Raw genomic sequence first — 24,754 nt, forward strand, 5'->3', positions numbered from 1 at the left:
ATTCCCCCTTCTGTGCGATAAGCTGTTCATTGGTTCCCCGTTCGATGGAAAGCAGCTGCCACTGTCCCTGGGAAAGGCTGGATTCAGCCGGCGAGACGATAACCCTGGCTGAGATGACCGGACCCGGTGTAATCCAGCATATCTGGATCACCGTTACTGACCGGACCAGTGACAGTAACCGATATGTCTTAAGAGATCTGGTGTTACGTATGTACTGGGATGGGGAGGAAACTCCTTCCGTGGAGAGCCCCTTAGGAGACTTTTTCTGCTGCGGTTTTGGTGTTTCTTATCCTGTCAATTCGATTCCTGTTGCCGTAAATCCCACCAGAGGCTTTAACAGCTATTTCCCGATGCCATTTGGAATGAAAGCAAAGATTACCATTGAGAACCAGAATGATGAAGACATTCCGGCTTTTTTCTATCAGGTCGATTATTGCCTGTATGAGGAACTTCCGTCAAATACCGGTTATTTCCATGCACAGTGGAGAAGGCAGCGTTTTACGGAAAAAGGTTTGGATTATATGATTTTAGATGGGGTAAAGGGGAAAGGACAGTATGTGGGAACCTATATGGCACTGACTACTTTGGAACGTTACTGGTACGGAGAAGGGGAAGTGAAGTTCTATCTGGATGGAGACGTGAAATATCCTACGATCTGCGGAACAGGAACGGAAGATTATTTTGGCGGTGCATGGAGTTTTGCAACCCAGGAAAACGGCAGAACCGTTGAAAGTACCTATTGTACTCCTTATATGGGATATCCTTATTATTCCCATCATGATACATTGCTTCATAACGATTACCATAATGATGATCAGATGCCGCAGAGAAGCTTCTACCGCTGGCATGTAATGGACCCGGTTATATTCGAAGAAGACTTAAAGGTTACAATTCAGCAGATCGGGGTCTGTCACGGGGGATTATTTGAAAGGCAGGATGATGTGGCTACCGTGGCGTACTGGTACCAGGCAGAGCCTCACAATCCTTTCGGCCCCTTTATGGAACGCAAAGAACGCTGGCCAAGATGACCAGCGTTTTAAGGTATCAGCCGGTCCGGATAAACGGGGATGAACATGAAAAATCATGGGGATGAAATCAGAAAGGGTCCGATGTTTCTCTTGAAATCAGAACCGGAGGAATAACTTTATGAATTACCGTCTCCAAGGGTATGGGTTTTCTTTTCTTTCTCTCATTCATCTGGGCAACAAGAAGCTCCATGGCAGCATTGGCTATTTTATCGATCTGCTGGCCTACTGTGCTGGTTGGTATGACTGCTTCCCCGGATATGGGAGAATTATCAAATCCTATAATGCGGTAATCATCGGGCAGGGAGCCGTGTTTCCGGATCAAGCTGTTGACCATCATATTCGCATAAGTATCATTCGCAAGAAAAACCCCCTTTTTTTTGCCGCTATAGTTTTGATCCAGATATTCAGCAATCTCTCTGATGCAATTTAAATTATCCCGATAGGTATCTCCCAGGTCTTTCAGTAACAGTTCATGAGGTAATTGATGCTCCCTGCATATGTCAAGAAACCCTTTGATGCGTCCGTAGGCAGGAATTTCAGGGGGGACGTCTACATTAACATGAATTAATATGTCACAGTTATTTTTATATAAAAGACTGGCTGCCTGAACTCCCCCCATATAATTGTCGGTGTTTACACTGCATGTATATTTATCTTCACGTTCAATTGTTACGATCGGAATGTTATAAGAGGCCAGTTCTTTTGATGAAATGGTGTGGCTTAAAACGATCATTCCTTCAATTTTATAAGCTAAAAGCTCCTGGATATATTGGTGCTCAATGTCTCCATTAGAGCTTCCTGTAAAAACAAGAAATTTGTAGCCATATGTTTTATAAGTAGACAAAATCTGGTTTAGCATTTCAGAGTAATAGTGGAGATATAGATTGGGAATAATAATTCCAACAAATTCTGTTTTGCCGCTGGCCAGGATCTTTGCAACTTTATTTTCCTTATAATCCAGATCAATCAGTGCTTTTGCGATGATTTCCTGATTTTCTAATGTCAGGGAATCGGGATTATTAAAGTAGCGGGAGATAGTAGTTTTGGAAAAGTTCGTATATTTTGCAATATCTTCAAAGGTAATATTCTTTTTTTTCATAGATTCATCTCCAGTCCTTGCTAAATTCAATAATATATTAAATCATAGCAAAAAATCATAGAAAAAGCAATTGCGAAAGTTATCGGTTATGTAACCGGTTTTGTGGAAATTGTACAAAAAATAGATTGTAAAAACATGAATATCCTCTAAAAAATATTTTAGAGATTGACGTTTCATGGAGTCCGGCTTACAATATAGACATAAAGTAACCGGTTACTTTACCGGTTACTGGAAAGATACAACGAGAAAGGGGAAAAAATGGGAGTAAAATCAAGTTATACCAAGCCTTTAAAAATGAAAAGGTCCATGAAACAGAAAGTACGCTATATAGAGAAAAACTGGCAGTTATATGTAATTTTTCTGTTACCGGCCCTTGCGCTTACCATTATTTTTAAATACATTCCTATGGGAGGAGTGCTGATTGCATTTGAAGATTTTAATGTAATTGCCGGAGTTCTGGGGAGTCCATGGGTCGGACTGGAGTATTTTAAGCGGTTTTTATCCTCTCCTGATTTTATGAAGTATTTGATGAATACATTGAAGCTGAGTGCATATGGGCTTTTGTGGGGATTCCCGGTTCCCATACTTCTTGCCCTGTTATTGAACAGAATCCGTAAAGACGGAATAAAAAAGAAAATACAGCTGCTGATCTACGCACCTAATTTCATCTCTGTCATTGTTCTCTGTGGTATGGTACGCATGTTTTTATCTCCAATTGGACCGATCAATCAGGTACTCGGTACGAATACTAACTGGATGACCATGCCGGAAGCATTTCGGACAATTTACATAGCCAGCGGAATCTGGCAGGGAGCAGGGTGGGCTTCCATCATGTATACGGCAGCGCTTTCAAATGCCAGCAAGGATCTGGAGGAGGCGGCCCTGGTAGATGGTGCAAATATTCTTCAGCAGATATGGTATGTAGAACTTCCTGCGATCAAAAACATTATAGTTATCCAATTTATTTTGCAGGCAGGTAATATTATGAGTATTGGATTTGAAAAAGCATATGCATTACAGACAGATATGAATCTCCCTGCTTCTGAAATATTATCTACCTATGTATATCGAATTGGTCTTTTAAATGGTGATTATGGATATTCAACGGCTGTAGGACTATTTAATTCTGCTGTTAATGTAGTACTGCTGCTATTGGTTAACGGCGTTGTGAAGCGGCTGAATGACGGTGAAGGATTATAAGATGGGAGAGAAATATATGAACAATCTAAGAAAAACACGGCTCAGAACATCAGATAGACTTCTTTTAGGCAGTGGATATATACTGCTTGGCCTATTTGCGGCTGCAATTTTTATACCACTCGCATATGTAGTGACCGCATCATTTATGGATCCTAACGTACTAAATAATCAAGGACTTAGTTTTCGGCTTCGTGACTGGACGTTAGATGCATATAGGCGGGTATTGGAAAATGGAATGATTTGGCGGGGGTTTGTAAATTCCCTGTTATATTCCTGTGCATTTACCGTAATATCTGTTTTTATTACATTACTGGCGGCCTATCCGATGTCAAAAAAGGAATTAGTGGGAAGAGGCTTTATCAATACCATATTCATTATTACCATGTTCTTTAACGGCGGGCTGATTCCGGCTTTTATTCTGATTAATCAGCTCCATATGGTAAATACCATATGGGCGGTTCTTCTTCCAAATGCATTTAACGTATGGAATATGATTCTTGCAAGAACCTATTACCAGTCAATTCCTAAAGAATTGAGAGAGGCTTCTCAGCTTGACGGAGCCGGCGAAATACAGCATTTCTTTAAAATCATGATGCCGTTGTGTAAACCGATTATCGCAGTTTTGGCGTTGTGGTCATTTGTAGGAATGTGGAACAGTTATTTCGACGCAATGATTTACTTGAATGATGCAAAGCTGCAGCCGTTACAGCTTGTCCTTCGTTCTATACTGGTTCAAAATACACCGCAGCCGGGCATGATTGCCGATATTCAAAGTACGGCTGAGATGGCAAAGATAGCGGAGCTGCTTAAATATGCGACCATCGTAGTTTCCAGTTTGCCGCTGTTGATCATGTATCCATTCTTCCAGAAATATTTTGACAGTGGAGTGATGGTAGGTTCGATAAAAGGATAAGCGCGTCCAGAAAAGGGCGATTGGTTTAGTGGGTGGAAATCCCATACGGCAAGGCGTAGCGAGCCACCGTTAGCGAGTCTTGGGTGTTGTCTGGTAACAGGCAAGGCTAAGCGTAGACAGTCAGGAAACAGGGTTGCAATGCTATCGAGCTTCGAAATTTTACAAAGTCTTAAAGGCCGACGCAGTTTATCCATGCGGAAGGCAACATCATAACAAGCGTTAAGCGAGTTTGTTATGGCTTTGACGGAGTCCAAGGGCCAATCATGTTTTACAATGACTAATCAGTCAACTGGAGAGAGCCTGTGATTTCCTGCAAAGCAGATAACTGCTGCATGCAGGTATGACGTACAACGATGACAAGGAGGAAATCAAAGGAGTCACAGGCAGTCGGACACTCTCATAGTACCAAAGAAGCCAGTAATGATGGCGGAGGGAAGGGGAGTGCATAATAACACTCTTTCTGAGGGCACATTTACCGCACTCAGGGGCGGGAGGATAAATGCAAACGAAATTAGAAAGAATAGCAGACAAATCGGCTCATGAAAGCCGACCGGTATTTACATCACTGTATCACTTGCTGAATGAGGAACTATTGCTTCAATGCCATAAAGAATTAGACGGAAAGAAAGCAACAGGAGTCGATGGAATAACAAAAGAGGAATACAGCCAAAACTTAAGAGAAAACATCAGAAATCTGGTGAAAAGACTTAGGAACAAGGCATATAAGCCGAAACCGACCCTGCGGGTGTATATACCGAAAGCAAATGGAAAGAAGCGTCCACTGGGTATTGCAGTCTATGAAGATAAAATTGTGCAATTAGGACTAAAGAAGATATTGGAAGCGGTATATGAACCAAAGTTTCAGGAGAACATGTACGGATTCCGGCCGAAACGCGACTGTCATATGGCAATCAAAGAAATGTGTATCAGTATCGTGCGAAAGCGTATCAACTATGTTGTAGATGCAGATATCAAAGGTTTCTTCGACCATATGAGTCACGAATGGACAATGAAGTTCGTTGAATACTACATCAAAGACCCGAACATACTCTGGCTGATAAAGAAGTATCTGAAAGCAGGAGTGCTGGAAGAAGGGAGGTATCAGACGAATGAATGGGGATCCGCCCAAGGAAATATCATCAGTCCGATATTGGCAAATATCTACATGCACCATGTGCTGGTGTTGTGGTACAAAGCATACTTTGAGAAACGCGGAACGGGAATGAGTTTTCTGGTAGTGTATGCAGATGATTACCTGGCAGGCTTTGAACATAAGGGGGAAGCCAAACGATACTACGAAGAGATGCAGATACGGCTGTGTAAATATGGGTTGGAACTAGAGACGAGTAAAAGCAGACTTGTAGAATTCGGGAGATATGCGAAAGAAAGAAGAAAGCGAAAAGGGGAGGGAAAACCCGAGACCTTTGATTTCTTGGGATTTACATTCTATTGCGGAGAAAACCAGGAGGGAAAGTTCTGTGTGATACCGAAAACCAACGGGAAACGAATGCGGACAAAACTGAAGGAGATGAAACAGTGGCTGAAGAACAATCGAACAAAGCCATTAAAAGAGATAATGCTGATCCTTAATCGTAAGCTGGTTGGACACTACAGATACTACGGTGTGACGTATAACATACCATCGCTGATGAAGTATCACTATTACACAACGCGCCTGTTATACCGCTGGATGAATCGAAGGAGTCAGAAGAAAAGCTACAATTGGGAGGAATTTAAGCAGATGCTGGATTATTATCCGCTGGCATATCCCAAGAGGTATTACAATCTCTATGCGTAGCGGGAATCTGTAAATGTTATTATGAAGAGCCGTATGCGGGAAAGCCGCACGTACGGTTCTGGAAAGGACTTCGCANGGAAAGAAAGCAACAGGAGTCGATGGAATAACAAAAGAGGAATACAGCCAAAACTTAAGAGAAAACATCAGAAATCTGGTGAAAAGACTTAGGAACAAGGCATATAAGCCGAAACCGACCCTGCGGGTGTATATACCGAAAGCAAATGGAAAGAAGCGTCCACTGGGTATTGCAGTCTATGAAGATAAAATTGTGCAATTAGGACTAAAGAAGATATTGGAAGCGGTATATGAACCAAAGTTTCAGGAGAACATGTACGGATTCCGGCCGAAACGCGACTGTCATATGGCAATCAAAGAAATGTGTATCAGTATCGTGCGAAAGCGTATCAACTATGTTGTAGATGCAGATATCAAAGGTTTCTTCGACCATATGAGTCACGAATGGACAATGAAGTTCGTTGAATACTACATCAAAGACCCGAACATACTCTGGCTGATAAAGAAGTATCTGAAAGCAGGAGTGCTGGAAGAAGGGAGGTATCAGACGAATGAATGGGGATCCGCCCAAGGAAATATCATCAGTCCGATATTGGCAAATATCTACATGCACCATGTGCTGGTGTTGTGGTACAAAGCATACTTTGAGAAACGCGGAACGGGAATGAGTTTTCTGGTAGTGTATGCAGATGATTACCTGGCAGGCTTTGAACATAAGGGGGAAGCCAAACGATACTACGAAGAGATGCAGATACGGCTGTGTAAATATGGGTTGGAACTAGAGACGAGTAAAAGCAGACTTGTAGAATTCGGGAGATATGCGAAAGAAAGAAGAAAGCGAAAAGGGGAGGGAAAACCCGAGACCTTTGATTTCTTGGGATTTACATTCTATTGCGGAGAAAACCAGGAGGGAAAGTTCTGTGTGATACCGAAAACCAACGGGAAACGAATGCGGACAAAACTGAAGGAGATGAAGCAGTGGCTGAAGAACAATCGAACAAAGCCATTAAAAGAGATAATGCTGATCCTTAATCGTAAGCTGGTTGGACACTACAGATACTACGGTGTGACGTATAACATACCATCGCTGATGAAGTATCACTATTACACAACGCGCCTGTTATACCGCTGGATGAATCGAAGGAGTCAGAAGAAAAGCTACAATTGGGAGGAATTTAAGCAGATGCTGGATTATTATCCGCTGGCATATCCCAAGAGGTATTACAATCTCTATGCGTAGCGGGAATCTGTAAATGTTATTATGAAGAGCCGTATGCGGGAAAGCCGCACGTACGGTTCTGGAAAGGACTTCGCATTGTGAGGTGCGATTTTACTAAACGGAGGATAAGAAAATGAATCATTTATCAGGAATGTTTAAAGATTTAACAAAGGTAAAACATGCAAGGAGCGCAAGGCTTTCCAGCTGGGACCACAGTGGACGTAATCAGGATTACTGGGAAATTCCCGCAGGAGAGAGCATCACTCTGGGGGAGATCGAAGGCCCGGCCTGCATCACCCATATCTGGATGACCTCATCCTGCCGTAAGGTAAAGGAACCAGGACTCCTGGACCCTGAGATGCAGGCGAAAGCGGCCCCTGTTATGGAAATCCATCCGGCCCTGGGGGTCATATGGGATGCGTATGATCCCTTTTATTACAGAAAGGCGCTGATCAAGATTACCTGGGACGATCAGGATACGCCCAGTGTGCTTGCACCATTGGGAGACTTCTTCTGTATCGGCAACAGTTATCCGGGAAATTTTACCTCCCTGCCGTTTAATGTATCCTTAAAGCCGGAAGAAGCTGGAAAATATGGCGCACCCTGTTCCGTTTCCTGTTATTTCCCCATGCCGTTTAATAAGAAGGCGAAGATTGAGATTGTCAATGAAAATGAGCTTCCGTTTATTTTATATTATTATATAGATTATGAGATGTATAAAGAGCCCATGGCTGAGGATACCGCTTATTTCCATGCGTTATGGCACAGGGAAAGTCCATGTGACGGATGGGGACCTGATCTGCAGACCAATTCTCCGGAAGTCAATTCCGTTTCCAACTTAGATGGTGAGGGAAACTATGTGGTGCTGGAAGCAGAGGGGGCGGGCCATTACGTGGGCTGTAATTTAAGCGTGAAGCATTACCAGGGAAGCTGGTGGGGCGAAGGCGACGATATGTTCTTTATTGATGGGGAGGAGATGCCAAGCATCAACGGTACCGGAACCGAGGATTATTTCAACCACGCCTGGGGAATGCAGCGGAACAATGCGCCATTCTTTGGTACCATCCTTCATGAAGGGGACAATACGGAAGGAATCCATACTGCTTACCGTTTCCATATCACTGATCCGGTGCGGTTTGAAAAGAGCATTAAAGTATCGATTGAACACGGGCACGCTAACCACTTATCGGATGATTGGAGCACGACGGCATACTGGTATCAGACCATGCCCACCCGGAAACCCCTTACCATACTTCCGGTGGAGAATAGAATCCCGGTTACGGCCTCCATTCCGGAAATAGAGCAGCCGGCGGTGAAGTTAAATGACGAGATGAAGGCTGCCAGGGAGGCCTATGAAAAACGCTGGGAGGAATACGCTCCGAAGCGGGAAGAACAGTTCAGGATAAAAGAAAGCAAGTGCAGAAAGGACTCTGCAGAAAATACGGAGTTTGCAAAGAAATTGCGGGATGGTTACCGCTGATAGAGAAGGAGCAAAAATGTCAAAGACACTTCACCTTGAAAATATTAAAAAAGCCCAGAAAGAAATAGACTCTAAAAAAGTTCTTATGAAGAATGCCGTCATGCGTCAGAGATATCATTTCATGGCGGAAGAGGGCTGGTTAAACGACCCTAACGGCCTGATTTTTTTCCGCGGCAAATACCACTTCTTTTACCAGCATAATCCCTATAATTCTTTTTGGGGTGCCATGCACTGGGGGCATGCCGTAAGTGATGATTTGCTTAACTGGGAATATCTGCCTATAGCGCTGGCTCCGAGCGAAGCCTATGATGATCATAAAGAGGGCGGCTGCTTTTCAGGCAGCGCCATTGAGCATGATGGCAAACTGTTCGTGATTTATACGGGGACCACAAATTATGGAGATGGATTTGTCCAGACTCAGTGCGTGGCATACAGTGAGGATGGAATTCATTTTGAGAAATACGAAAAAAATCCGGTAATTACCGCTCCTGAAGGCTATGAACCGGCTAATTTCCGCGATCCAAAGGTATGGAAGCATGACGGAATGTTCTATCTCGTGTGCGGAGCCAAGAAGGATAATCTGGCAAAGGCAATGCTGTATCGCTCTCAAAATTTGCTGGAGTGGGAGTATGTCAATGTAATGGCGGAAAGCAGGGGCGAGCTTGGCTATATGTTTGAATGCCCTGATTTCTTTCAGATAGGAGATAAATATGTACTGATGTTCTCTCCCATGGGACTTCATGAACGTACCTGTGTGTACCTGGTGGGAGATATGGACTATAATACCGGAAAATTCTACCATACCACCATGGGAGAAATTGACTGGGGCTTTGATTATTATGCCCCGCAGTCGTTTCTTGATGCGAAAGGACGCCGCCTGATCGTGGGCTGGGCCAACGCTTGGGACTGGATGCCGTTTTGGAAGGACTGGGGCCCCACATATAAGGAAAATTGGTGCGGTTCCTTTGCCATTCCCAGAGAGGTGCGCCTGATGCCGGACAACACGCTGCAGTTCATTCCGGTGGAAGAGCTTAAAAGCCTTCGGACGGATGAAAGAATCCGTTATGACGTGGAGGTAGAAAGTGAACCGGTGGATATATCGGCTGGCGACGGAGTGGCTTATGAAAGCCGTCTTGTGCTGGATTTGGAGAGGACGACGGCAGAAAAGGTTGTGCTGGAGCTTCGAAGCGACGGGGATTTAAAGAGTGTGGTGTGCCTGGATTTAAAACATGGACAGATGACATTTGACAGGAACCATAGCGACGGCTGGAGCCGTGGACAGACGAAAAGCCCCTTAAAGCTTATGGATAAAAAGACGCTTGATATTCACATCTTCTCAGATCAGAGCTCGATTGAGGTGTTTAGCAGCCAGTATCAGACAAATCATTCCTGCAATGTATTTGCTTCTGATGCCCAGAACATAAACACGGTCAGAGCCTTGGGAGGAAGGGCGTATTTTTCCAGTATCGTTTCCTATGGTCTGGAGCGGGTTATCCGATGAATGAGGAGGCTTATATACAAGGAGGGAAGACATGAAAGAGCAGTATGATGTGATAGCGCTTGGCGAGCTGTTGATTGATTTTACGGAAAATGGCCAGAGCGGGCAGGGAAACCAGCTCTTTGAAGCAAACCCGGGAGGTGCTCCCTGCAATGTGCTGTCCATGCTTAATAAACTGGGTTACAGGACGGCGTTCATCGGCAAGGTGGGAAAGGATTTCTTTGGGTTAAAATTGAAGGATACGCTGGAGCAGCAGGGTATTGATGCAAGAAACTTAATTTTGGATCCGGAGGTGCATACCACCCTTGCCATGGTGCATACGCTAGAGGATGGAGACCGGGAATTTTCCTTTTACCGCAATCCGGGAGCGGACATGATGCTGAAACGGGAGGAAATCCAGCCGGACATTTTAAAGAATACGCGGATTTTCCATTTTGGGACTTTGTCCATGACACATGAAGATGTGAGGGATGCTACGAAATACGCAGTTGGGATGGCCGCCCGATACGGAGCTATGATATCCTTTGATCCTAATTTACGGCCCCCCTTATGGAATTCCATGGATGAGGCCAGAGAGCAGGTCAATTATGGCCTGTCAAAATGCCAGATTTTAAAAATTTCAGATAATGAAATTCAATGGCTGACGGGAGAAGAGGATTACGACCGGGGAGTGGAAAAAATCAGAAGCCAGTACGATATCCCTCTTATTTTAGTGTCCATGGGGAAATGCGGAAGCAGAGCCTACTATGAGGATATGATTGTGGAGGCTGCGCCGTATCTGATGCCGGAAACCATAGAGACGACAGGAGCGGGTGATACCTTTTGTGCGTGCGTTCTGCATTATGTGCTGCTTCACGGTCTGGGCGGTCTGACGAAATCCAATATTGCGGAGATGCTAAACTTCGCTAATGGGGCCGCAGCAATTGTAACGACAAGAAAGGGCGCCTTAAAGGTCATGCCGGAACGGGCGGAAATTGAGAAACTGATTTCAGAACGTATAATAAGTTAAAACTGCATTGGGATCCATCAGAGCCCTGTTATGATAGGATTTGAATATCATAACAGGGCTCTTTCGGTTCTTCAAAATACCATTATTTACATGGCGTTATTATGTCAGGGTGGTGCTTTTTCTAATTAGTGTTGCAGGCACAACACTTTCATTCGGCATATAGGAGCCTAAAGACTCTATAGCTATCTGGGCCATCAAAGAAATATTCTGATCAATGGATGTAATTGGATAGACTGCATAATCAGATACTGGTGAATTATCGTATCCGATAATTTCAATCTCATGAGGTATGCTTACCCCTTTCTTTATACACTCCCTCTCCAGAAGGTTAGCAATGTCATCGTTTGAACAAAATACTCCTGTTTTTTTTCCTCTATATTTTTCCAATATTCTGTTTAATAAGTTAAGCATGGCTTTCGATGCCTTTTCCGAATATGGATCAGTCAGATCTTCATCAATATAAATTTCTTTTGGTTTGTTCTTAACAGCTAACTCAAACCCGATAATCCTTTTAAATGACGGCCAATCCTCGTGATAGCCATTATTTATATGAATAAATACTTCACAGCCGTCTCGTATAAACTGTTCTCCTGCCAACTTGCCGCCGATAAAGTTATCATTATTAATCTGCCTGAAATTACCTCCGGGACGTTCGATGGAAACCACAGGAATGCCCAATTGTTCTATCTCTTCTCCATCGAGTGTATGGCTTAACAAAATGATCCCTTTCACCCTGTATGATTTTAACTTATCAATTAATTGAAGTTCTTCTTCTTTGGAATCATGAGAGGTATATACGATAAAGCTATAATCCTTCTGTTTTCCTAAGTTTATAAGCTGATTCAGTAATTCAGTATAGAAACTGAGATGTAAATGAGGAAAAATTACTCCTACCAGATTGGACTTCCCGGTTACTAATATGCGGGCTACACTGTCCTGACTGTAATTCAGTTCTTTTATGGCAGTCTGAATCTTATTTTTTGTTTTGAGGGATAGTAACTCAGGTTTATTAAAATAGCGGGAAACAGTAGTTAGGGATACGCCGCTTTTATCTGCAATGTCTTTTATTTTTGTTTTGTTCATACATATAACTCCATTATTTATTATTTATATTAATAATAGCACAAATTGATGAATTTTCAATAGATAATGAAAATAATTTCAATACAAGGTAAACCGAAAAATGTTTTTAGCTCCAAATATAAAGCAATTCGCGCTTGTAAAATGGTTCACCATACACAAACAAACACGCAATCATGTGTACCTCACTGAATTTTTTGAAAAAAAGTTATGAAAACGATTGACATTAATAATTTCAAAGAGTAATATGAATACATAAAAATAAAAACGTGAGGAGAGGGGAATTATGTGTGTATTGGGGACCTGAAATTGCCTGAATTACCATCGGTAGAGGCAAGACTGTTTGGGAGATGACCGGAACCTGGATTAGGAGATGGGTAAATAATTTATTGAGGAGGATAAGAATGAAGAAGAAAATTCTTAGTATTATGCTTGTAGCAGCAATGATGGGAACAATGGTAGCCGGATGTGGCTCAAAAGAAGGCAAAAAGGAGCCGGGAGGTGATAAGAACAGTATTACAGTTCTGGTAGAAAGCGGTTCACCTGCAGAGGCACTGGCGAAAAAAACGGCAGCATCCTTTGAAGAAGAGACTGGATGCAAGGTTATTATTGATGCGGTTGCTTATACCGGAATGTATGACAAGTTATCTACAGAGATTAAGGCGAAGCAGGCTTCCCATGATGTGGCGACTATGGATGTGGTATGGCTGACGGCATTTGCAGATGCGATTGAAGCAATCAATGATGCAGACACAAGTGATTTCCTTCCAACTTTACAGGACAGCGGGACAGTTAATGGAAATCTGCTTGGATATCCAATGTGGGTAAACGCAAAGGTGCTGATTTACAGAAAAGACCTTATTCCTGAAGATAAAGTGCCGACTACCTGGAAAGAATACCAGGCTCTTGCACAAGAATTGACAACAAATGATATGTATGGAACAACCGTCTTTGGAAGTGGCTCTGATGCCGTTTGCTCTTTCCTTGATTTTGCATGTCAGGCAGGCGCAGATGGTCTTGTTTATGACAAAGACGGAAATGTAAATATTACAGACCAGGCTTATATAGATGCATTGAACTTTATGGTTGAAAATGCAAATGCTGACTATACACCGGCTGATTCATTATCAACAGCATCTACAGAATCTCAGGAATTATTTACAAATGGAAAAGTTGCAATGCAGCTTAACTGGAGTCACCAGTATCCTGCAGCAGTTGCGGCTTTAGGAGCAGATAAAGTAGGATGCGCACCTATGATCGGAGGAAGCGTCGGTATTGGAGCAACCACAGGCCCATGGTATGAATGTGTAATGAAAAACTCTAAGAATAAAGAAATGGCACTTAAATATACAAAATTTATGTATGATCACAATGCTGACTACATGGATCTGACTCTTAAGATTGCAGGAAGAACTTCTGTATATGAAGATGCTGGAAAAGTGGAAGGAAATGAGCATACAACAGCAGTTCTTGATACATTAGCAGCTCCTCAGTCACAGCCCAGACCAATGGTGAGCACATGGTCACAGGTTGAAGAAGTACTTACAGGTGTTGTTGAATCTGCCTTAGGCGGAGCTGATGTGAAATCGACTTTGGAATCAGCAAAAACTAAAATTGAATCCATTGGCAAATAGTTAATCAGATTGTTTTGAAACAGATGATGTGATTGAACAGAGGGGGTTCCGAAAGGTTATAAAAACAGGAGGAATCCCCTTCTATTTAAAAAAAAGGTGGTAAACAGATTGAAGTTAATTTCAAGAAAAACATTATTATTATTCTTTCTGCCTGGTGCAATATTTATGGGTGCCTTTCTGATATATCCTATTTTCACAATGGTATTTGATAGCTTTAATAAAGTTGGTCTTTCAGGAGACAGGACATTTATCGGATTGTCTAATTATATCAAGGCTTTTACAGCCGGTGGTTTTTTAAAACAGTTAAAGAACACACTTGTTTATATTATAGTGGCAGTTGGTGTTGAAACAGCAGTTGGCTTATTATTCGCTCTGTTTTTTGAATTGAATTATAAGGGGAGTAAAATCATCCGTTCATTGATGATGGCACCTTTAATGATAGCACCGTTGGTTGCAGGCCTTACATGGAAACTGATGATGAGCTCAAGCTTTGGTATTGTTAATGAACTTCTTACCAGAGTGGGAATTCTTTCAAGCAGCAGTGATATTTTGTGGCTGGCAGATTCAAGATGGTCATTGCTTGCATGTTGTATTGCAGATATCTGGTTAACAACACCATTTATGATGCTGATGATGCTGGCAGGGCTTCAAGGCTTAGACAACAGCATGATTGAAGCAGCAAGAATCGATGGAGCAAGTTTGTTACAAGAGATTTGTTATATAAAATTTCCGGTTATTAAACCAGTCTTATTAACTGCATTATCTGTGAGAATTATAGATGCAGCCAGAACATTTGATATAATCTGGGCGATGACAGAGGGCGGTCCGGACAGTTCTTCGGAAACAATCAGTATTATTATTTACAAAACGCTGACAAGATACAACGATACAGGATATGCGAGTGCAATGGCTGTCGTATTTATTGCCGTATTGGTAATCTTTACTTTGGTGTTTATGCAGAGCTTATGGAATCCGAAGAAAAAAGCCTGACTTGGCAACTGGTCTGATAAGGAGGCAAAAAAGTGAATAAAAATAAAAAAGCCGGAAAAAAGATAGGAATTATTTTTTCGATTGTTCTTACGATATGCTGGCTGTTTCCGTACATCTATGTTATTTGCTGTGCATTTAAGCCGGGAGCAGAAGTAATAGCAGTTCCGCCTGCTTTTTTCCCGAAAACGTTTTCCGTAGAGAATTTTGTCGGGCTGTTTGAGAGAATGGATACAGTAAGTTACCTGATGAACAGTTTGATTACAGCGCTGGGCAGTACGATTATTGCATTGGTGCTTGGTTCTCTGGCGGCATATGCAATTCAGAGATCAGGAGCAAAGCTATCTGTATTATTGGTTATTTTAGTCCTTTGTTTGAAGATGATTCCGACATCAAGTATTGTTGTTCCGATTTATGAGTTGATCTGTAATATTGGATTATACGATACCAGGATTGCATTGATTATTGTTTATGCGGCTATCAACATGCCGTTTGTAATATGGACGATGCTCAGTTTCTATGAGGGGATACCGACTACATTGGATGAAGCGGCATATGTGGATGGGGCAACAAGCTTTCAGACATTTAAAAAAATAATCTTACCGATATGTAAGCCCGGTCTTGCAACGGCATTTATATTTACCCTGTTCTTAGCCTGGAATGATTTCCTTGTTTCCCTGCTGCTTACAAGTACAAGAGCGAAAACATTTACGGTAGGATTGGCAGGATTTTTGTCAGCATACAATTTGGATCTGGGACCTATGTGTGCAGGAGCATTTTTGTTTAGCTTCCCAGTAATGATTATATCACTTGCAGCTCAGAGATATATTGTACAAGGTATGACTGCCGGGGCTGTAAAGGGGTAGTAACGATGGAGGAATCTTATGTCTAAAGAATTAATGCAACAGAATATTGAAAAGGCTCAGTGTGAGATAGATTGCAAAAAAAACATTGTAAAAAATGGAAGGATGCGTCAGCATTATCATTTTATGCCGCAGACCGGATGGCTGAATGACCCCAATGGATTAATTTATTTCAGAGGAAAATATCACTTTTTTTTCCAGCACAATCCATATAGCGCGTTCTGGGACAGCATGCATTGGGGACATGCGGTCAGCGATGACATGCTGCACTGGGAGTATCTGCCATTGGCGTTGGTTCCAAGTGAAACATATGATAATCATCAGCGCGGCGGATGTTTTTCGGGAAGTGCAGTCGAACACGATGGCAAGCTGTTTCTGATGTTTACGGGAACAACCAATGAAGGAAAAGGATTTGAGCAGACACAGTGCATTGCATATAGTGAAGATGGGATTCATTTTGAAAAATACGAAGGAAATCCGGTACTGACCGCACCAGAAGGCATCCCGGCTGATCAGTTCCGGGATCCGAAGGTATGGAAGCACGGGGATACTTATTATATGGTATGTGGTGCAAGCCGTGATAATAGAGCGCAGGCGTTGCTTTACCGGTCGAAGGATATGTTCCATTGGACATTTTTCAATGTGCTGGCTGAGAGCCGTGGAGAATGGGGCCATATGTGGGAATGTCCGGACTTTTATCCCATGGGTGATAAATATGTCCTGACGTTTTCGCCGATGGGTGCGGGTGAACATACCTCTGTGTATCTGGTTGGTGATTTCGATTATGAGACAGGTAAGTTTAACTATTATATAAGTGGTGAGATTGACTGGGGCTTTGATTATTATGCACCGCAGTCCTTCCTGGCACCGGACGGAAGGAGAATCATCGTCGGTTGGGCCAATGAATGGGAATGGATGCCGTTATGGAAGGACTGGGGACCGACTTACAAGGAAGGCTGGTGCGGTTCTTTTAATATTCCGAGAGAAGTGCGTATGATGGAAGACGGCACATTGCAGTTTCTTCCGATAGCAGAGGTGGAAACTATGCGGGAATATTCGAAACAGAAAGATGTGCTTGTGGTGACGGAAAAGGAGACAGAGCTGGCAGCCGGAGACGGCGTATGCTTTGAACTGAAGTTTAAGATAGATCTTGAAAAGACAGATGCTGATAAGCTGGAAATAGATCTGCGCTGTGGCGAGGGCAGGAAGACAGTATGTTTGTTTGACTTCAAGAAGGCAGAAATGAGTGTAAATAGAAATGAAGCGGACGGATGGAGTAAGGGTATTTCAAGAAGTGTGATGTATCTAAAAGGAAAAATGGAACTGGATGTGCATATTTTATCTGACCGGAGTTCTGTTGAAATCTTTACGAACCAATATCAGAATAACCATTCCAACAACATATTTGCCGGAGTTGCGCAGAATCAGTTGAAGATTCGTGCATGTGGAGGTAGTGTGATTATCAGGGATATTGAGATGTATGGATTGAAAGAATGATATTGAATTGACAGGAGGAGGGTCATATGATACATAAGGAGTATGACGTAACTGCTTTGGGAGAACTTCTGATTGATTTTACAGAAAATGGAATCAGCAGTCAGGGCAACGTATTATTAGAAGCTAATCCGGGCGGTGCCCCGTGTAATGTATTGGCGATGCTTGGAAAACTTGGTAAAAAAACAGCGTTTATCGGAAAGGTCGGGCAGGATCAGTTTGGCGATATGCTGAGGAAAACGATAATATCTGTTGGAATCAATTCAGAGGGATTGGTGACAGATAAAGAGGTACACACAACGCTTGCGTTCGTACATACTTCTCCGGATGGTGACAGAGCATTTTCTTTTTACCGTAATCCGGGAGCAGATATGATGCTGAGAAAGGAAGAAGTTTTTTCTGACAAGATTCGGGCTTCCAGAATATTTCACTTTGGAACTCTGTCCTTTACCCATGAGGGGGTCAGAGAAGCTTCCGAATATGCCATTCAATGTGCGAAAGAGGCGGGAATACTGATTTCCTTTGATCCGAATCTGCGGGAACCGTTGTGGGAGGACTTGGAGAATGCGAGAAAAGCCATCGAGTATGGTATGGAATGTTGTGATATCCTGAAAATAGCAGATAATGAACTGACCTTTATGACAGGAGAAACAGATTATGATAAAGGGGCACTTCTTCTTCAGGGGAAATATCAAATTCCGCTTGTATGCGTAACTCTTGGAAAAAATGGAAGCAGAGCGTATTATAAAGGTATGGTGGTTACAGCGAAATCTTTTATACAGGAAAATACTATAGAGACAACAGGAGCAGGTGATACATTTACCGGGTGTATGCTGAATACAGTCCTGGAGAAGGGATTAGATCAGCTTACTGAAGCAGATATCAGGCAGATGCTTCAATTCGCCAACGCTGGGGCGTCCCTAATCACGACGAAGCGGGGAGCTTTGAGAGTAATGCCGGAAAAAGAAGAGATAGAATCATTATTATTAAATTTAACGATATAACAGTATAAATTTTTATAGTGTCAATCTTATAGGAGGATTCATTAATGTCAGATAAAAATTACTATGATATAACAGAATGGAATGTTGGTAATCCTTATGAGGATATTGGGGAGGTAATCAATAGTATCATTGCGGATATTAAAAGCAGGCAGACGGACTCTGATATGAATGAAGGAGGAAAACCAGGCGCAGTTATCTATATCCCAGCAGGTGATTATCATCTTGTCACTCAAGTAGTTATAGACATCAGCTATCTAAAAATTGTCGGTTCTGGACATGGCTTTACATCTTCAAGCATTCGTTTTAATACTCCGGAGAGCGAATGGGCAGATTGGCACGAAGTTTGGCCGGGAGGAAGCCGCATACTTGTAGATATTTCTCCGGAGGCTGACGATAAAGAATATGCAGGAGCTGCGTTTTATGTTAAGAGGAGTGGGGATCCACGAATAAGTTCGGTGGAGTTTGCAGATTTTTGTATTGATGGTTTACACTTTTTGGACGATGGTTCAGGAAAAACAGATCCGGAAAATACATATACTAACGGGAAAACAGGTATTTATATTGCAAGTGCTCAAGACTCATTCCGGATTACAGGCATGGGGATCGTGTATTTAGAGCATGGAATTACTATTTATAATGCAGATGCACTGGCTATACATGATAATTTCATAGCTGAATGCGGCAACTGTATAGAATTGCGGGGGTCGGGACAAGCTTCAAAAATAACTGATAACTTGATAGGAGCCGGTTATAAAGGATATTCAATTTATGCTCAAAACTTTGGTGGACTTTTGATTACGGCAAACAATATTTTTCCACGAGGTGCAAGCAGTGTCCATTTTGCCGGCGTGGTACGTTCCACTATTACAAGTAACAGGTTCCATTCATTTTATCCGGGAATGCTGGTATTCCAGGAAAACTGTTCGGAAAATTTAGTTTCGTCTAATCATTTTTTACGTGACCATGAACCCTGGCCTCCTATGCAGGCATACGACAATGGTTTAGATGATTTGTATGGCCTCCTGTATATTAGCGGTAATAATAATTCTGTAATTGCTAACCACATTTCGGAAACTATAGATACTCAGTATATCATGCCGTCTGATGCAACACCTGTAATAATACATGTTGTTTCGGGTAATGGAAATTATATTTCTGATAATCATATTGTTGCAACTACCGAAGCATCGGAGGCGCAAGCCGTGGAAACTGGCTCTTGTTTCTCTGCGCAAGTGGGAGCTTTACTGACTACCGATAAATTGGAGACGCTTGCCGTGACAACAGTACTGGTAGAAAGAGAATCACTTCAAAATACGATTCTTGACTCAGGAAGTGACGTACAGGTTGTTATGGACAAGACTGTAAATGCATTCAGAGCTACTCCAACACCAGGAATATAGAAGCAGTAATTGATCCGGAGGATACAGCGAAGTTTGGCATACAGTTAAAGTCGAACGGGAAAAAGGATATGGTGATTTTAAACCGGCGATATGTTAAGATGTCAGGTTTTCCCGATAAGCGGAAGGTGACATCCCAAGCTTCCTTTTAAAGCTTGTGCTGAAATAATACTGGTTTGCATACCCGCATTTTACGCTGATCTCTTTTAAAGAGAGACCGGAATTTTCAAGGTACTGGCAGGCAGCGTCGATGCGGGCCGAGGTGATGGAATCGCTTATATTCACCCCGGTCTTTTTCTTAAACAGGGCGCTTAAGTAAGCGGGGCTTACGTTGACGTATCTGGCGATGTCGTGAAGGCATAAGTCACTGTCTTCATAGTTTTCCCCGATATAGGAAAGGACTGAGCTGCACAGCGACTCATGGTATGCCTTTAAGGAAGTGTCCAGCTTTTGGCAGGCCATTGTGCAGATCCTGTAAAGCCAGGAGAAGAACTGGCCGCTGGTCGTGAAAGTATCCAGGCTGCTGTACGCTCTGACGATGCTGCTTTCTAAGTCGCCGGCATCGATATTCAGCTCGTAAAGAAATTTTAAGATTCTTCCAAGCAGAGAATAGATGCGGATAAAGATCAGGTTCTTTGTCTGGTATTTCAATAGCAGGTCAGCAGAGAATTCCTTGATCCACTGCTCAAGGGCCGGGTAGTCCTTTTGGCAGATGAGCCGGATCAACTCATCTTCCCGGATATCGGAAAACGGCTCCAGGGACAAATTCCGGCCCAGGGCTTCCCTGGCGTCAAAAACATTTTTCTGAGGAAAGAAAAAACGGTATTCCAGGGCATGGACGGCGCTCTCATGGGAGAAGTGGATGTTCCATAAATCAGAAACCACGTTACCGATACCAATGTTTAACAGGATATCCGTGTTCTGGTATTCTTCTGCGACAAAGGATACGATCTTGTGAACAGACTGGAGAAAATGATCCGGATTTGAACTGTCCTGGCATAGAATCAGAGTCAGGCCGTTAAAGTCTTTTAGCAGATAATGGAGATCGAAGATGTGGCAATACCGGTTAAGTGAGTCCTGGACATTATAAAGCAGGATTTCATACTGGGCGACGCCCATATCAGCTTTCAGCTCAGAGGCATTTTCAATGCCTAATAAAACCACGGTAAAGAATTTATAGTCCAGGTCGAGATTTAAGTATTCCATATAAGAAGCCAGGTGGTAAGCGGCCTCCGTTCCGGAATAATGGATCAGGTCACGAAAGAACTTTTCTTTCATAAGAGGCCGGCTCTGGTTTAAAAGCTCCATATTCTTTTGTTCCTGGCTGATGAGGGCGCAGGCGCCCTGGATTTTTTCCGTCAGATAGGAATAGTCGATGGGCTTTTCGATATAATCGTAGACACCGATTCGGATGGCACGCCTTGCATAGTCAAACCGGTCATAAGCGCTGATTAAGATGACCTTTACGAGGGGATTGAAACCGATAGCCAGCTTGCACATGGAGATCCCGTCTAAATCCGGCATTTCAATGTCTGAGATGATCACATCTACAGGCTCTTCCTTCATGGCATCAACAGCGGATTTTCCATTGTATCTGATGTGGACCACTTCGGCATCCAGAGCTTTCCAGTCAATGTTCTTTTCGATTCCTTCTGCGGATAAGCAGTTGTCATCCACAATCATGATTTTCTTCATTCCAGTTCTCCTTCTATTTGAGCAAATGTGATCGTGATACGGGTACCCCGGTAAGGCTGGCTGTCAATTTCGATATGGCCGCAGCCATACAGCTCACTGGAAATGCGGGCATTGACGTTCAGAATGCCGAAATGTTTTTTATAATTTACGGTTTTGTTCTTTAAATCCTTCTTAAGCTCATGAAGCTTGTCTCCTGGTATCCCTGCACCGTTATCTTCGATCCGGATGATAACCGTATCGTCTCCATAGACGGCTTGGATGCGGATGAATAAATTGGGCGTCTGATCGGAAATTCCATGGAGGATGCTGTTTTCCAGGAAGGGTTGGAGCGTGAATTTGCAGATCAGAAAATTTTCGATCCCCTCCTCTAAGTCGATTTCCCAGTAAAGCCCGGTGCTGTGGCAGAGTTTTTCCATATTTAAGTAGAGTGTGGCTATCTCAATTTCATCCCGGATGGCGATCCGTTCGCCGGATTTGCTTAAGGTAAGACGGTAAAAGCGAGTCAGATCCGTGATCATCTGGCTGGCGGTATCCAGCTTTCCCAAGGACTGGCATGTCTTTATAGAACCCAGGATATTGTAGAGAAAGTGAGGGTTGATCTGGGACTGGAGCAGCTGGTATTTCAACCGTTCTTCCGTCAGGGAAAGATTTAAGATGGAACGGACATTCTGGTGGATTGCGGTCTGCATCTGTTCAAAGGTCAGGCCCAGGTGGTCGATCTCGTCATAGAGGTCCTGATCCTCAGGCCGGGGAAAGGCCGGGCGCTTTGCTGCCTGGAAATCCGCACTGAGCCGGAAGCCCTCCATGGCCTTTGACAGCAGGCTGATCCGTTTTGAAAGGTTTTTGGAGATAAACAGGATGATCAGCACGGTTAGCGGCATGGACAGCAGTAAGGTCATCAGGATCGTGCGCAAAAGGCCCGCGATTCCGCCGGCGATATAGGATTGCGGGATCACAGTGACCTGATGCCAGCCATTTTCTAAAGGCAGGACATAATAGTAAGAATCGTTTTTTTCAAAATAAGAGTTACCGGTATGAGTGAGCGTAAAAACCTCGCCGGCATCAAAATGCTGCCCTTCCATCCCCTTTTGGGAGCCTGCCGCCAGTTTCCCGTCCGGGGTGAGCAGGAAGCTGGTGATTTCTGTGTTTGAAAAGGAAGTGGTAAGCATGTCAGAAAATTCTTGTGTACTCATCATGACGAAATAAGCATATTCCAATTCATTGGAGCCCTGGTTGTTCATGGACCGGCAGCAGATGACCGTGCCGGAAGCTGTTTCTTCAGGGGCTAAGACAAAGGGAAGAGCTACTTTAGGACGGTAGAGCCAAAGGGACGAGGAACCAAGCCTGGCCAGTTCCTTTGCGGACAGGCCATAGTCTAAAATATCACTGACCGGATAAAAGAACAGCCCTTCCCTGCTTCCAAACTGTCCGTCCTTTAAGAAAATGCAGATATGATAAAGGTTGAAGGTTGATTTATAAAGGGAGATATTATTGCGCACAGCAGTAAGTTCTTCCAGATAGGCGGAGAGATCCTGTCCGGAGGATTTTTCCAGTGTGTACATATTATACTGGATGGTATCAGCTACATTTTCCGCCTGGCGGATGCGGTTGTTTAACTGGACATGGAGCTGGTCGGCGGCCAGAATGGCAGAATCCACAATCTTATCCCGTGCAATCGAATAAGAGACAATGTAGGAGACACAACTGATAACGCTTAAAGGGATGAAGGTACATAGCAGGAAGGCAAGGAGCAGCTTGGCCTGAAAATGGGATAATACAATCCGCATCTGTTTCATAACTTTTTTCATAGATATTTCTCCTCATATCAAATTCCGGAAACCTGGACTGATCTTCATTATAAAGAAATCACAAGAACAATTCAATAGAACAAAAAATTATATAAACGAATCAAAATAAATTGTATTTTTGTGTAAGGCAGTATCTGGTATCCTAAAGCTGTCGATGAGGGTAAGTTACAAAAAAGAAGGAGGATTTTATTATGAGGAAGAAACAGTTAGTAAGCCTGGTACTCACGGTATCCATGGTATGGGGGCTCCTGTCCGGCTGCGGAGGCGGTTTCAGTGGAGGAACGGAAGCTTCCGGCAGTCCCAAGGGCGGAAAAACAGAGGCAGCAGGCAATGCGGCCGGGGATAAGAAGTCTGGGGAATACGATCTGACTCTCTACACCATCAACACGACAGACGCGGATTTTCCAAACTGGCTGGCCAATGTGGAAGCAGCCACAGGGCTTAAGATCAACGCTATCGCTGCTCCCACAGATTCGGATACGAGGCAGCAGAAGATTACGACCATCCTTTCCACCGGCGATGCCAGCGTGGATATCCTGGAAATAAACGATGAGATGAGTGCATCTTTTAAGAATTCCGGGTGGCTTGAGGGGTTAAATGATACGGTTATGACCGAAGACATCCGGGATGAGTTCCCACAGGGGTATGTAGAAGACATGATCACCGATAAGAACGGACAGATCATCGGCGTACCCGGTTATTCCGGTTATCTGGCCTTCTGGGTGAATCAGGAGATCATGGATAAGGCTGGAATCACCGCTCTGGATACGAAAGAGGATTTCATGGCCTACATGAAGGCGGCGTCCGGTAACGGCACATACGGCTACGGCGGTTCCTGGGAGAAGACGTATGTTTTTAACGAGATCGCCCAGTTCGTCAACATGTTCGGCGGAGATTACCTGGACTGGACCAATCCGGCCAATAAGGAGGCCATCCAGTTCATGAAGGATATGGTAAAGGATGGATATACTCCGGTCGACCAGATTGCGGATAAATACGAGCAGATGAATCCGAAATTCAACGATGGCAAATATGGCTGCCTGTTTATGTGGGGCCTTGGAACCGATTATGAAAAGGCCGGCATGCTGGGCCCGGATAAGCTCCACATGGCTATGGTGCCGAAGTTTTCCGATCAGCGATATATTTTTACCGACTCCTGGAGCTATGTGCTAAATAAGTCTTCAAAGAATAAGGACGCAGCCGTCAAATTCCTTCAGTATATGGCCGGTGAAGAAGGGATGAAGGCATCCTATGAAGCTTTTGACCGGTATCCGGCAAGAAAAGATGTGGCAGAAAAGGTTGTTCCGGATACGGATGCGGCGAAAGAGATGTATTCCAGATACGCCGGAGAATGTGAGGTAAAAGGGCGTCCCATGCTTCCGCAGACCATGGAATTCATCTCGGCTATGGGAACCATCTTTCAGTCCTGCATGAAGGATGAGATCACAGTGGATGAATTCTGCAAAAAAGCTCAGGAATATGTTGAAACGTACAATAAGTAAGCGGTACAGCGTGTTTTTTGCGCGGCATGTT

At 43.4% G+C, this 24,754-nt stretch carries 19 protein-coding genes; 15 read left to right on the forward strand and 4 right to left on the reverse strand.

The window, feature by feature from the left end:
- Positions 1 to 44: 44 nt before the first annotated feature.
- Positions 45 to 1,028 (forward strand): glycoside hydrolase family 172 protein, encoded by a 984-nt coding sequence (locus BQ9856_RS06270; RefSeq protein ID WP_077610276.1) that lies wholly within the window; start codon positions 45 to 47, stop codon positions 1,026 to 1,028.
- Between the two features lie 67 nt (positions 1,029 to 1,095).
- On the opposite strand, the gene BQ9856_RS06275 is transcribed toward BQ9856_RS06270, so the two are convergent.
- Entirely contained in the window at positions 1,096 to 2,127 is a 1,032-nt protein-coding gene (locus BQ9856_RS06275; RefSeq protein WP_077610277.1) for a substrate-binding domain-containing protein, read from the reverse strand.
- Positions 2,128 to 2,433: 306 nt separating this feature from the next.
- Here BQ9856_RS06275 and BQ9856_RS06280 point away from each other — a divergent pair, with 306 nt between their 5' ends.
- From BQ9856_RS06280 to BQ9856_RS06310, 7 genes are all read left to right on the forward strand, one after another.
- Positions 2,434 to 3,327, forward strand: a complete 894-nt coding sequence (locus tag BQ9856_RS06280) for an ABC transporter permease (protein ID WP_442855493.1) — start codon at positions 2,434 to 2,436, stop codon at positions 3,325 to 3,327.
- Positions 3,308 to 4,240 carry a carbohydrate ABC transporter permease gene (locus BQ9856_RS06285; protein ID WP_442855494.1) on the forward strand — a complete coding sequence of 311 codons (933 nt, stop codon included), beginning with the start codon at positions 3,308 to 3,310 and terminating at the stop codon, positions 4,238 to 4,240. Before BQ9856_RS06280 ends, BQ9856_RS06285 begins: the two co-directional genes overlap by 20 nt.
- A 499-nt stretch (positions 4,241 to 4,739) precedes the next feature.
- Positions 4,740 to 6,038 carry a group II intron reverse transcriptase/maturase gene (ltrA, locus tag BQ9856_RS06290; protein ID WP_077609315.1) on the forward strand — a complete coding sequence of 433 codons (1,299 nt, stop codon included), beginning with the start codon at positions 4,740 to 4,742 and terminating at the stop codon, positions 6,036 to 6,038.
- Positions 6,039 to 6,096: 58 nt separating this feature from the next.
- On the forward strand, positions 6,097 to 7,293 hold the full coding sequence (ltrA, locus tag BQ9856_RS06295; protein ID WP_077610279.1) for a group II intron reverse transcriptase/maturase: 1,197 nt from the start codon (positions 6,097 to 6,099) through the stop codon (positions 7,291 to 7,293).
- Between the two features lie 112 nt (positions 7,294 to 7,405).
- Positions 7,406 to 8,752, forward strand: coding sequence for a DUF2961 domain-containing protein (locus BQ9856_RS06300; RefSeq protein ID WP_077610280.1), 1,347 nt, complete (start codon positions 7,406 to 7,408; stop codon positions 8,750 to 8,752).
- Positions 8,753 to 8,768: 16 nt separating this feature from the next.
- The gene (locus BQ9856_RS06305) at positions 8,769 to 10,253 is read left to right on the forward strand and encodes a glycoside hydrolase family 32 protein (protein WP_077610281.1); all 1,485 of its coding nucleotides are present in this window, start codon (positions 8,769 to 8,771) and stop codon (positions 10,251 to 10,253) included.
- Between the two features lie 31 nt (positions 10,254 to 10,284).
- On the forward strand, positions 10,285 to 11,259 hold the full coding sequence (locus BQ9856_RS06310) for a carbohydrate kinase family protein (protein ID WP_077610282.1): 975 nt from the start codon (positions 10,285 to 10,287) through the stop codon (positions 11,257 to 11,259).
- A 99-nt stretch (positions 11,260 to 11,358) separates the two neighbouring features.
- Here the strand turns inward: BQ9856_RS06310 and BQ9856_RS06315 are convergent, their stop codons facing one another.
- Positions 11,359 to 12,342, reverse strand: coding sequence for a LacI family DNA-binding transcriptional regulator (locus BQ9856_RS06315; protein ID WP_077610283.1), 984 nt, complete (start codon positions 12,340 to 12,342; stop codon positions 11,359 to 11,361).
- 347 nt (positions 12,343 to 12,689) lie between these two features.
- Here BQ9856_RS06315 and BQ9856_RS06320 point away from each other — a divergent pair, with 347 nt between their 5' ends.
- The 6 genes from BQ9856_RS06320 to BQ9856_RS06345 all read left to right on the forward strand — a co-directional run bounded on the left by BQ9856_RS06320 (position 12,690) and on the right by BQ9856_RS06345 (position 19,721).
- Positions 12,690 to 13,973 carry an ABC transporter substrate-binding protein gene (locus tag BQ9856_RS06320; RefSeq protein WP_235839161.1) on the forward strand — a complete coding sequence of 428 codons (1,284 nt, stop codon included), beginning with the start codon at positions 12,690 to 12,692 and terminating at the stop codon, positions 13,971 to 13,973.
- 108 nt (positions 13,974 to 14,081) lie between these two features.
- Positions 14,082 to 14,963: a carbohydrate ABC transporter permease gene (locus BQ9856_RS06325; protein ID WP_077613269.1), complete on the forward strand. Its 882-nt coding sequence runs from the start codon at positions 14,082 to 14,084 to the stop codon at positions 14,961 to 14,963.
- 32 nt (positions 14,964 to 14,995) lie between these two features.
- Positions 14,996 to 15,826 carry a carbohydrate ABC transporter permease gene (locus BQ9856_RS06330; protein WP_077610285.1) on the forward strand — a complete coding sequence of 277 codons (831 nt, stop codon included), beginning with the start codon at positions 14,996 to 14,998 and terminating at the stop codon, positions 15,824 to 15,826.
- 18 nt (positions 15,827 to 15,844) lie between these two features.
- On the forward strand, positions 15,845 to 17,320 hold the full coding sequence (locus BQ9856_RS06335) for a glycoside hydrolase family 32 protein (RefSeq protein WP_077610286.1): 1,476 nt from the start codon (positions 15,845 to 15,847) through the stop codon (positions 17,318 to 17,320).
- A 26-nt stretch (positions 17,321 to 17,346) separates the two neighbouring features.
- The gene (locus tag BQ9856_RS06340; RefSeq protein ID WP_077610287.1) at positions 17,347 to 18,321 is read left to right on the forward strand and encodes a carbohydrate kinase family protein; all 975 of its coding nucleotides are present in this window, start codon (positions 17,347 to 17,349) and stop codon (positions 18,319 to 18,321) included.
- Between the two features lie 44 nt (positions 18,322 to 18,365).
- Complete coding sequence (locus tag BQ9856_RS06345) at positions 18,366 to 19,721, forward strand: NosD domain-containing protein (RefSeq protein WP_077610288.1); 1,356 nt, start codon at positions 18,366 to 18,368, stop codon at positions 19,719 to 19,721.
- A gap of 93 nt (positions 19,722 to 19,814) precedes the next feature.
- On the opposite strand, the gene BQ9856_RS06350 is transcribed toward BQ9856_RS06345, so the two are convergent.
- A complete protein-coding gene (locus tag BQ9856_RS06350) occupies positions 19,815 to 21,413 on the reverse strand; it encodes a response regulator transcription factor (protein ID WP_077610289.1) in 1,599 nt (532 codons plus the stop codon).
- Positions 21,410 to 23,221: a sensor histidine kinase gene (locus tag BQ9856_RS06355; protein ID WP_235839162.1), complete on the reverse strand. Its 1,812-nt coding sequence runs from the start codon at positions 23,219 to 23,221 to the stop codon at positions 21,410 to 21,412. The genes BQ9856_RS06350 and BQ9856_RS06355 overlap by 4 nt, the downstream gene beginning before the upstream one ends.
- Positions 23,222 to 23,412: 191 nt before the next feature.
- Here BQ9856_RS06355 and BQ9856_RS06360 point away from each other — a divergent pair, with 191 nt between their 5' ends.
- On the forward strand, positions 23,413 to 24,723 hold the full coding sequence (locus tag BQ9856_RS06360) for an extracellular solute-binding protein (protein ID WP_077610290.1): 1,311 nt from the start codon (positions 23,413 to 23,415) through the stop codon (positions 24,721 to 24,723).
- Positions 24,724 to 24,754: the final 31 nt, after the last annotated feature.

This window comes from Clostridium sp. Marseille-P2415 (assembly GCF_900155545.1).
Taxonomy (GTDB): domain Bacteria; phylum Bacillota; class Clostridia; order Lachnospirales; family Lachnospiraceae; genus Lacrimispora.

What these genes read in the sequence shown, in the direction of transcription:
- BQ9856_RS06300 (WP_077610280.1), top strand. Translation starts at nt 7,406, where the DNA reads ATGAATCATTTATCAGGAATGTTTAAAGATTTAACAAAGGTAAAACAT.
- ltrA (WP_077609315.1), top strand. Translation starts at nt 4,740, where the DNA reads ATGCAAACGAAATTAGAAAGAATAGCAGACAAATCGGCTCATGAAAGC.
- BQ9856_RS06320 (WP_235839161.1), top strand. Translation starts at nt 12,690, where the DNA reads ATGACCGGAACCTGGATTAGGAGATGGGTAAATAATTTATTGAGGAGG.
- BQ9856_RS06355 (WP_235839162.1), bottom strand. Translation starts at nt 23,221, where the DNA reads ATGAAAAAAGTTATGAAACAGATGCGGATTGTATTATCCCATTTTCAG.
- BQ9856_RS06350 (WP_077610289.1), bottom strand. Translation starts at nt 21,413, where the DNA reads ATGAAGAAAATCATGATTGTGGATGACAACTGCTTATCCGCAGAAGGA.
- BQ9856_RS06340 (WP_077610287.1), top strand. Translation starts at nt 17,347, where the DNA reads ATGATACATAAGGAGTATGACGTAACTGCTTTGGGAGAACTTCTGATT.
- BQ9856_RS06305 (WP_077610281.1), top strand. Translation starts at nt 8,769, where the DNA reads ATGTCAAAGACACTTCACCTTGAAAATATTAAAAAAGCCCAGAAAGAA.
- BQ9856_RS06315 (WP_077610283.1), bottom strand. Translation starts at nt 12,342, where the DNA reads ATGAACAAAACAAAAATAAAAGACATTGCAGATAAAAGCGGCGTATCC.
- BQ9856_RS06335 (WP_077610286.1), top strand. Translation starts at nt 15,845, where the DNA reads ATGTCTAAAGAATTAATGCAACAGAATATTGAAAAGGCTCAGTGTGAG.
- BQ9856_RS06345 (WP_077610288.1), top strand. Translation starts at nt 18,366, where the DNA reads ATGTCAGATAAAAATTACTATGATATAACAGAATGGAATGTTGGTAAT.
- BQ9856_RS06310 (WP_077610282.1), top strand. Translation starts at nt 10,285, where the DNA reads ATGAAAGAGCAGTATGATGTGATAGCGCTTGGCGAGCTGTTGATTGAT.
- BQ9856_RS06285 (WP_442855494.1), top strand. Translation starts at nt 3,308, where the DNA reads ATGACGGTGAAGGATTATAAGATGGGAGAGAAATATATGAACAATCTA.
- BQ9856_RS06275 (WP_077610277.1), bottom strand. Translation starts at nt 2,127, where the DNA reads ATGAAAAAAAAGAATATTACCTTTGAAGATATTGCAAAATATACGAAC.
- BQ9856_RS06270 (WP_077610276.1), top strand. Translation starts at nt 45, where the DNA reads ATGGAAAGCAGCTGCCACTGTCCCTGGGAAAGGCTGGATTCAGCCGGC.
- BQ9856_RS06280 (WP_442855493.1), top strand. Translation starts at nt 2,434, where the DNA reads ATGAAACAGAAAGTACGCTATATAGAGAAAAACTGGCAGTTATATGTA.
- BQ9856_RS06360 (WP_077610290.1), top strand. Translation starts at nt 23,413, where the DNA reads ATGAGGAAGAAACAGTTAGTAAGCCTGGTACTCACGGTATCCATGGTA.